The sequence below is a fragment of the uncultured Croceicoccus sp. genome (assembly GCF_947496385.1).
Lineage (GTDB): Bacteria > Pseudomonadota > Alphaproteobacteria > Sphingomonadales > Sphingomonadaceae > Croceicoccus.
The window spans coordinates 1-9,031 of sequence record NZ_CANMCP010000026.1; the positions used below are offsets into that span (position 1 = coordinate 1).

At 61.5% G+C, this 9,031-nt stretch carries 6 protein-coding genes; 1 reads left to right on the forward strand and 5 read right to left on the reverse strand.

The window, feature by feature from the left end:
* Positions 1 to 160 precede the first annotated feature (160 nt).
* The 5 genes from Q0897_RS15670 to Q0897_RS15690 form a co-directional block, all read right to left on the reverse strand.
* Entirely contained in the window at positions 161 to 1,021 is an 861-nt protein-coding gene (locus Q0897_RS15670) for a hydroxymethylglutaryl-CoA lyase (RefSeq protein ID WP_299310322.1), read from the reverse strand.
* Positions 1,018 to 2,319: a citrate:proton symporter gene (locus Q0897_RS15675; protein ID WP_299310324.1), complete on the reverse strand. Its 1,302-nt coding sequence runs from the start codon at positions 2,317 to 2,319 to the stop codon at positions 1,018 to 1,020. The genes Q0897_RS15670 and Q0897_RS15675 overlap by 4 nt, the downstream gene beginning before the upstream one ends.
* Positions 2,320 to 2,322: 3 nt before the next feature.
* On the reverse strand, positions 2,323 to 3,528 hold the full coding sequence (locus Q0897_RS15680; protein ID WP_299310326.1) for a CoA transferase: 1,206 nt from the start codon (positions 3,526 to 3,528) through the stop codon (positions 2,323 to 2,325).
* Positions 3,529 to 3,695: 167 nt separating this feature from the next.
* Positions 3,696 to 4,994 (reverse strand): serine hydrolase domain-containing protein, encoded by a 1,299-nt coding sequence (locus tag Q0897_RS15685; protein ID WP_299310328.1) that lies wholly within the window; start codon positions 4,992 to 4,994, stop codon positions 3,696 to 3,698.
* A 541-nt stretch (positions 4,995 to 5,535) separates the two neighbouring features.
* Positions 5,536 to 6,450 carry a LysR family transcriptional regulator gene (locus Q0897_RS15690; RefSeq protein WP_299310330.1) on the reverse strand — a complete coding sequence of 305 codons (915 nt, stop codon included), beginning with the start codon at positions 6,448 to 6,450 and terminating at the stop codon, positions 5,536 to 5,538.
* Positions 6,451 to 6,626: 176 nt separating this feature from the next.
* On the opposite strand from Q0897_RS15690, the gene Q0897_RS15695 reads away from it, so the two are divergent.
* Positions 6,627 to 8,858, forward strand: a complete 2,232-nt coding sequence (locus tag Q0897_RS15695; RefSeq protein WP_299310332.1) for a glycoside hydrolase family 3 C-terminal domain-containing protein — start codon at positions 6,627 to 6,629, stop codon at positions 8,856 to 8,858.
* Positions 8,859 to 9,031: the final 173 nt, after the last annotated feature.

The window sequence follows — 9,031 nt, forward strand, 5'->3', positions numbered from 1 at the left end:
AGCCCTCCATCACAATGAAGAACCTGAATCATGCGGCCCCGCAGATCACAAGCCGTTTTATGAGTTTACCGCCTAGTTTCTTGGCTCGGGGTATTCGCTTCCCCTACCGTGCACCTACGAATTTGCCAGAGGTACCATCCTTCTGACAGTGCCCCGCAAGTCACTGCCTCCCAAGTTTTGTCAATATCCATTGAGCCGACTTACACAATTCGCTGTGGTCGAGCCCGCTTTCGATTTTCAGGGAATCCAGCATGTAGACAAGCGATTCCGTTGCCACATTGCCCGATGCGCCGGGCGCAAAAGGACATCCGCCAAGGCCGCCGATGGAACCGTCAAGAACGCTTGCACCCAGCGAAACCCCAATCAGCGCATTGGCGATCGCCATGTTGCGCGTGTCGTGGAAATGCAGGCGGATCGGGATGTCCGGCACGCTCACGCGGACCTTCTTCATCACACGGACTACGTCCCCCGGCCCCGCGACGCCAATGGTGTCGGCAAGCGCAATCTCGTGCGCACCAGCGTCGCCGAGGCGGCGCGCCATTTCGCCGACGCGTCCAGGGTCGACCGGCCCACCGTAGGGGCAACCAAAGGCGACGGAAATGGTAGCCTGCGCCCGCCGCCCGGCGTCGAGACCGCACCGTATGATAGCGGCTGCTTCCTCGACTGATTCTGCGCTAGTTTGGCCTTGGTTCGCAATGCCGAAGCCATCGCTCGCGCATGCGACCGTGCCCAATTCATCCACACAAGTGGCCAAGGCCCTTTCCGCCCCCCGTCGGTTCAGCACGAGCCCGATGCGCACGACATCGAGATCCTCGATACCAGCGCAGACATTCTCCGCGTCCTCCATCTGCGGCACCCGGCGCGGATTAACGAAGCTGGCGACTTCCATCCGCCTCGCCCCCGCCGCGGCGGCGCGGCGTATCAGTTCGATCTTGTCCGCCGTCGATACCAAGGTCTTTTCGTTTTGAAGGCCGTCGCGGGCGCCAACTTCGACTAGCTCGATCGTTTCGGGCAGGATCACGTCGTCAATACTCCCATCACAGTTCCCGCAGCCGTCATCACCAGCCCGATCGCAAGCAAGAACGGAAAAGTAAAACGCTGATGCTCGGCAAAATCGATCTTAGCGAGACCGACCAGTAGGAAGGTAGCAGGGGTCAGCGGACTGATCGCAAAGCCGGTGGTCATCTGGCCGAGGATTGCGCCGCGCGCGACCGTCACCGCCGGCACTCCGCCGGCCTCCGCGACATTGCCCAGCACGGGCAAAATACCAAAATAGAAACTATCGGGATCGAACAGCAGGCTGAGAGGCACGCCCAGCGCTCCGATCAGAACTGGCAGGGCGCTGGCGGCTTCGTGGGACAGAGCCCCGGCCGCCGTTCCGGCAAGCGCGTCGAGCATCTCCGATTCGCGCAGAATGCCGGTAAAGCAGCCAGCCGCGAGCAGAACTGCGACCATCACTATGGCGGATGGTGCATGACGTTCGAAAGTCTCGCGCTGCGCAGCGAGTCCGGGAGTGTTAACGATCATGGCGACCGACAGGGCGACAAAGAAGGCCACCGCAGGAGACAGCAGGCCGGCCAGCATGACACCGATTGCCGCGCCAACCGTTGCAAGATTGATCCAGTAACGCCAGCCAAGCACAATCGGCCCTGCGCCGGCAGATGCCGCCCCGTCAAAAACCATGCTGCCATCCATGGCCGCATCTGCCGACAAGTGGTCTGTCTGACGCGCGCCGAGCCACCAAGAGAACGACAGAACGCAAAACAACCCCACCGCGTAAATTGGTAACACGGGCTGGAAAAGCGTGACCACATTAACCTGCAGCGAGGCCGCTGCTCGTAACGTCGGCCCACCCCATGGCAGCATGTTGCCCACTCCCGCCGCCATCGCGGTGACGCAGGCTAGCACCCGGCGATCCATGCCAATGCGGTCGTAGATCGGCAACATAGCGGGTATCGTGATGAGGAAGGTTGACGCGCCCGATCCGTCGAGATGAACGATCGATGCCAGCACCGCGGTGCCCACTGCAATGCGGGGCGGACTGTCGCCCGCAAACCGAAGAACGCCAGCGATGACAGGACGGAACAATCCCGCATCCGCCATGATGGAAAAAAACAGGATGGCGAACAGAAACATCGCCGCGGTTGGCGCAACTGTGGCGAAACCGGCCATTATCATCGTGCCGAGCTGTCCGCCCTGTCCGATGAGCAGAGCGGACAGAATTGGAATAACGGATAGCGCCACGAACGCCGACATCCGGCGGCTCAGTATCGCCGCAAGGACGAGCAGGATTGTCAGCAGGCCTCCGATCGCCAGCATGGCTTAGTCGGCACCTTCGTGCATTGGCATGGCAATGACGCCCGCGGCTTTTAGCTCTGCAATCCGATCGTGTGAAACCCCGCATTCCTCGAGGATCTGGCGCGCATCGGCGCCCAAGCGCGGAGCCGGGCGGTCGCGGTCGGCGGTACCGCTGCGAAAGGGCGAGCGGACAGCGATCGTGCTGCCCTCGGACGGATGCTCGACTCGTTCGAACAAGCCGACATCGGCCAGATGATCGTCCGCCATGAGATCGTCCAGCGCATTCACCGACGAGCAGGGAATATCGTTTTCACGCATGATATCCAGCCACTCTCCCGTGGTGCGCAAGGCCACGGCATTTTCCATGATCGCATAGAGCGTGTCGATATTGCGGCTCCGCTCGACAGGATCGGTCAGTATCGACGCATCGGCCATGTCATCGCGGCCGATAATCTGCATGAAACGCACCCACTGCCGCGTATTGTAGGGCAGGAGCGCCACGAAGCCATCCTTCGTGCGATAGGGTTTGCGATAGGGCGACAAGAGCCGCTCGTATCCCATGCCGCCAAGCGGAGGGTCGAAGGTCTTGCCAGCAAGCTGCTCAACCATCATGAACGATACGAGGCTTTCGAACATCGGGGCTTCGACCTCGACAGGTTCGCCGGTGCGTTGCTGTCGCACGATGGCGGCAAGCGCCGCGATGGCGAGATGCAGCCCGCCGACCTTGTCCGCGATGATGGTGGAGACAAAGCGCGGCTCACCCGCCGAATTGGAGTTGAGAGCCGCAAGACCCGAACGGGCCTGAATGATATCGTCATAGGCCGGCTCGCCGCGATCGCGCCCCTCCACCCCGAAACCGGCGGTATAACAGCACGCGATCCCCGGATTGACCGTTCGCAGCCTGTCGAAGCCGATGCCGAGGCGGTCGGCGGACGCCGCCCGCATATTGTGGACTACGACATCGGCCTTGCCGACCAGGCGGTCCACGATCTCAAGCCCGGCCTCGTTCTTTACGTCGATGGCCAGCGATCGTTTGTTGCGATTGAGATTGAGGTAGCCGGCGCCCATGGCCGGGTGATGCCCGGGTCGCACCGCGCGAAAGCCATCCCCCGCGACAGGTTCCACCTTGATCACTTCCGCGCCTAGATCGCCAAGTATCTGCGTCGCGTAGGGACCGAGTACGACGGTGGTAAAATCGAGAATTTTTATGCCCTTGAGCAAATCAAGCATCGTACGTTCCTGTAGACGGCGCCCGACGCGCCCCGACATGTGTGTTTCTGATCGACAGCCGCGAGGCGGTCGTTGGTCGCATGGTTAAGACAACAAAGCAGAGCTTCGCCGCGTTTAGGCCGACCGCTGGGACCGCAAAGCTACGGATACGAGCGGCCATCACGTTCCTAACGCTTCAGAAAAGGCGCGGCTGCGCGGTCGAGCACTGCGCGGATCCGCAGCGTTCGCGCCTGATCCGCACCGGTCAGTTCATGCGTCATCAAGAGCGCCACGATGCGGCTTTCGTGATCGACGAAGAAATACGTATTGCCGGACCCCGCCCAGCTGACCGTGCCGAACGGTTGGAGCCCAGCCGCCGCGGTTTCCCTCGTGCCGATCGACACGCCATAGCCAAAGGGTAACGCGACCTTGTCCGGTCCCTCCATCGCGGTTCGGGGCGTGAACATGGCCGCGACGGTTTCTCGCGCAAGAAAGCGTTTCCCACCATATTCGCCGCCATTTGCGAGCATTCTGCCAAAGCGGAGATAGTCCGCCGCGGTGCCGACGATGGCGCCCCCGCCATCGAGAAGGCGGTCTCGGTCGCGATAATCCGATGTTTCCGGTTGCTCGGCGGGTTCGATCCCGTCCTCAGTCGCTCTGTAAAGCGTGGTGAAACGATCGAGGTCGACATCCGAGACAAAAAAGCCAGTGTCCGTCATGCCGAGCGGCGTGAACAGCATGGTGTCGAGCGCTTGGTTGAGGGGTTGGGCCATGATGCGCTCTATCACTGCGCCGAGCACGGTGGTCGAATAGCTGTAGGCGAAGGTTTCGCCGGGTTGATGCAGTAGCGGCGCCTCGCCGAGCCTCGCGAGTAGCGCGTCGAGGGAACGGGCCGGCGGACCGTCTTGCGGGGTACGCCCAACCGGCGTATCGCGCATGACCCCGTATCTGCGATAATACTGGTGAACGGGCGTATCGCCGGTGAAGTGATAGATTATGCCCGACGTGTGGGTTAACAATTGTGCGATCGTGATCGGACCGCTTGCCGGTACGGTCCGCATATCATCGAGCCCGCCGGAATCATAAACCCTCATCGCCGACAGTTCGGGCAGATATTTCGACACGGGATCGTCCAGCCGCAGCCGCCCCTGATCGGCGAGCATCAGTATGGCGACCGAAGTGATCGGCTTCGACATCGAATAGAGCCGGAAGAGCGCGTCCTGCTTCAACGGTTCACGTCGTTCCACGTCCATCCAGCCTGCCCGTGCATGGACAAGCGTTCGGCCATCGCGTTGTATGATCGCGATGGCGCCCGGTATCTGTCGCGTGCGGACCATTTCCTCAAAATCGGCCTGCAAGACGGAAGATGCCGCATCGACGGCCGCAACCTCGCTGCGCAACGGCGCGTGCGCGGCGCACCCACCCACGGCGCCGAGCAAGCCCATCGCTGCGACAAGCGTCTTTATATTGCTGCCCGATCCCTTCATTGACTTGCCTCGTTTTGCCATTTTTCGAACGTCACACAGCCTTGACTGTGCTACTGCTCATCATGCCGGACAGCGCGGCATCTCCCCCTACAAATCGCTTGGTCGAAGTGGCGGTGGCACCGATTGAAACCGGCACGAGAGACCAGGGGTGACGCATTCAATCCTCTTGCGTGGCGCGTCTTTTCGGCGGGCCTTCAGACGAAGCCTGCGCCACTGCTTGCCATAGATCAAATCGAACGATCACATAAAATTATCCGGTTTGCCGATAGAATGTGGAAAAGAGCAGTCAATCGGAAATCACGATGAAATAATATGGTTTTTCGAATTCACAGATGACTTATTGGTCGTAGTCTCCGCCGAGAAACATGCGGCCGCAGCCGCGCAACCGTCGGGAGCGGACCATGCACGATATCCAAACAGCGTCTCTACGCATTGGAACGCCTGCCGCCCGGACGTCATGCCGCCCAGCCCAACTGCGCTGAACCGACTGGCGATGCGCAAAGCTGCAAACGCACCGGATGCGCCGTGCGACGCCGCGATTTCAGGCGGCCCCGATCTCGTTCCGGAGCGTCTGAAGAAACACTTCGGCAGCAGGCGTCAGGGCCACATTCCCCGGCCGAATGATACAGATCGGCCTCTCTATAGCAGGATCGATGAGTTCCTTCATCACCAGCCCACTATTCTGCAATTGCCCCATAATGCTGGACGGCAGGATCGAAATGCCCAGTCCGCCGCGCGCATAGGCGAGCGCGGTTGCTATCTGCACAGGTTCGATCACCATCGTAAGATCGGCGCCGGCTTGGTGGCTGCCGATATCAATCAATTGTCGCACGCTGGACCCAAGTGCCATCGCGATAATCGGCCGGCCCTCCAGATTACGCCATCCGATCCGCGCTGCCTTACCAGGCAGGAGTTCCGGGCAGCCGATGGCAACCAGCCGGTCGCGAAAAACTACCTCGAGATCCTTCGCCCGGTCGGGACCAACATAGCCAAGACCGAAATCCGCCTTCCCCGACATCGCCGCCTGCACGAGTTCCTCGCCCAGCAAGTCCATGACCGAGACCTGGATGTCCGGGTAGGTCGCCGAAAAATCGCCCAACAGTCGCGGAAGCGAACCGATGCACAGCGACGGCAGGGCCGCAATTGTCAGCCGTCCCCGGCGCAATTGCGCATGCCCTTGCGCGTCGCGAACCGCGACTTCGACATCTTCGAGAATCCGCCGGGCGGCGGCAATAAATTCGATGCCCGCCGGGGTCAGGCTGATCGAACGGGTGGTGCGATCGACGAGCCGTACCTCGAGCTCGCTTTCGAGTTGCGCGATGAGCGCGCTAAACGCCGGCTGCGACAGGCCCACGACCTGAGCTGCCTGGGTAAAATTGCGATGCTGCGAAATGGCGACGATGGCGCGCATCTGGCGAAGATTGATACGGCGGCTGGCGGTGGCGAAATCAGACATGGGCCTGCTTTATCCGGCTTTTCGATAAATATGCCACAATTTTCGCGATTTCCGCACACTGGCGGCCATGCAGCGCCCCGTCCATACCGGGACCGCCCCCATGCCGCCCGGGCGCGGTCCGGGACCGCTCCGCCTTTTCGAACCCTACGCACGACGACAATTTTTCCGGAGATTCCATGATGAAAATCAGAACCCAACGCCTTGCGTCCCTCCTGCTCGGAGCGGTGTATCTCTCCCCGCTCGCCGCGACCGGGGCTGCGGCACAAGACCAATCCGCAACCGCGGCGCAACGTGCCGAAACCACCCTCAAGCAGATGACGGAGGCGGAAAAGACCGTTCTGACCGTCGGCATTCTCGCCATGCCGTTCGGCGAGGATAGCGCCCCCCTTCCCGAGGAGGCGGTCCTTGGCGCAGGATATATTCCGGGCATTGCGCGCCTCGATGTGCCCGCACTCACCGAAACCGACGCGAGCCTCGGCATCTCTTGGATAGGCGGCCTTCGCGGCGACGGCGCGACGGCGCTGCCGGCCGGGCTCGCGATGGCGTCGACCTGGAACCGAACCCTGATCGAACGCGGCGGCCAGATGATCGGTGCAGAAGCGCGGGCCAAGGGTTTCAATGTCCTTCTGGCCGGCGGCGTGAACCTCCTCCGTGATCCGCGCAATGGCCGCAATTTCGAATATTTGGGCGAGGACCCTTTGCTTGCAGGAACGCTGGTCGGCCATTCCATTCGCGGCGTGCAGTCGAACGACATCATCGCCACGATCAAGCATCTCGCGCTCAACGGACAGGAAACGGGCCGCAAATACGTCGATTCCATCATTTCCGAAGATGCAGCTTATGAAAGCGACCTCCTGGCTTTCAAGATCGGTATCGAGATCGGAAATCCCGGCGCCGTGATGTGCGCCTATAACCGCGTCAATGGCGAGCCGGCCTGCGGCAGCGCTTGGCTGATGAACGACGTCCTAAAACAGGATTGGGGCTACAAGGGCTTCGTCATGTCCGATTGGGGCGCGGTGCCAGGGCTCGATGCGGCTCTTGCGGGGCTGGATCAGCAATCGGGATCGCAACTCGATACGCGCGTGTTCTTCGGCGACATGCTGGCCCGCGCGGCACATGACGATCCTGCTTATGCCCGGCGGCTGGACGACATGAACCGTCGGATACTCTGGGCGATGTACTACAATAACCTCGATACCAACCCGGTCGTGCCCGGCGTGCCCATCGATTTCGAAGTCCATGCGGATATCGCACAGGACGTGGCCGAGCAGGGCATCGTCCTGCTCCGCAATCGTGATGGCGCCCTGCCGTTGGCCGCGAGGGCACAGTCGATCGCCGTAATTGGCGGCTATGCCGATTCGGGCGTGCTGTCGGGCGCGGGATCGAGCCAGGTTCAAGGCAAGGGCGGCCCCGCCATCAGCGTCCCACTCAGCAATGTAGGCCCGACCGCCGCGTTCATCACCGAAAGCTATCACGCGTCCTCGCCGCTCGCCGCGCTCCGCGCGCAAGCGCCGGATGCCGACATCACCTATCGCAACGGCCGCTATATCAGCGAGGCAGTCGCACAGGCGAAGAAAGCCGAGGTGGCGATCGTCTTTGCGACACAATGGGCTTCGGAAGGCTACGATCAGCCGGATCTGACCCTTCCGAACGGGCAGGATGCGCTGATCGCCGCGGTGGCCGACGCCCAGCCCAACACGATCGTGGTGCTGGAAACGGGCGGCCCTGTCCTAATGCCGTGGCTCGATAAGACGGCGGCCGTGATCGAGGCATGGTATCCCGGCGCGCGCGGCGGCGAAGCGATCGCATCGGTTATCTTTGGAAAGGTCAACCCGTCGGGCCGTCTGCCTATCACCTTTCCCGCAGCCGAAACGCAATGGCCGCGGTCTCGTGTCGACGGCGCCGATACGGTGGAGCCCGAATTTTTCGGCAACCCTCCGGAGGGCGCCGCACCGCTTCGCGCGGATTATGATATCGAGGGGTCTGATGTCGGCTATCGCTGGTTCGCGCGGCAGGGTCAGCGCCCGCTCTTCGCTTTCGGCCACGGCCTTTCCTACACCGATTTCGAGAGCAGCGAGCTTGTCACCGATGGCCACTCGGCAAAGGTCACGGTGCGCAATACCGGGGATCGCGACGGCGCAACGGTGGTGCAGCTCTATCTGACATCGCGCAATGGCGAGCCTCTGACCCGCCTCGCAGGGTTCGAACGGGTCGAACTCGCCGCCGGGGAAACGCGCACGGTCACAATCACGATCGATTCGCGCATCTTGGCCGAGCGGAACGGCGACCATTGGCAGATGCCGGCGGGACGGTACAGGTTCGATGTCGGTTCCGACGCGCAGACAATGACCGTTTCTCAATCGGTCACGCTGCCTTCGCGCACGTGGCCGAGCATTGCGGCGCGCTAGGATCAGATCCAGACGAAAGATGTGACAATCATGAAGAATGCGAGCAGGTTTTCGGGCAATTTCGCCGAATGGCGGAGAGGATTTTCAAAACCGGCCATTGTTCCCCGTCAGCACCCATGGCACAGATTTGAGGTTGTAATTAAGGAGGGTTTGGGCTTCGTCGTAGTGACGAA

Coding starts and splice junctions, on each gene's coding strand:
- Q0897_RS15675 (WP_299310324.1), bottom strand. CDS start 2,319: ATGCTGGCGATCGGAGGCCTGCTGACAATCCTGCTCGTCCTTGCGGCG.
- Q0897_RS15680 (WP_299310326.1), bottom strand. CDS start 3,528: ATGCTTGATTTGCTCAAGGGCATAAAAATTCTCGATTTTACCACCGTC.
- Q0897_RS15685 (WP_299310328.1), bottom strand. CDS start 4,994: ATGAAGGGATCGGGCAGCAATATAAAGACGCTTGTCGCAGCGATGGGC.
- Q0897_RS15690 (WP_299310330.1), bottom strand. CDS start 6,450: ATGTCTGATTTCGCCACCGCCAGCCGCCGTATCAATCTTCGCCAGATG.
- Q0897_RS15695 (WP_299310332.1), top strand. CDS start 6,627: ATGATGAAAATCAGAACCCAACGCCTTGCGTCCCTCCTGCTCGGAGCG.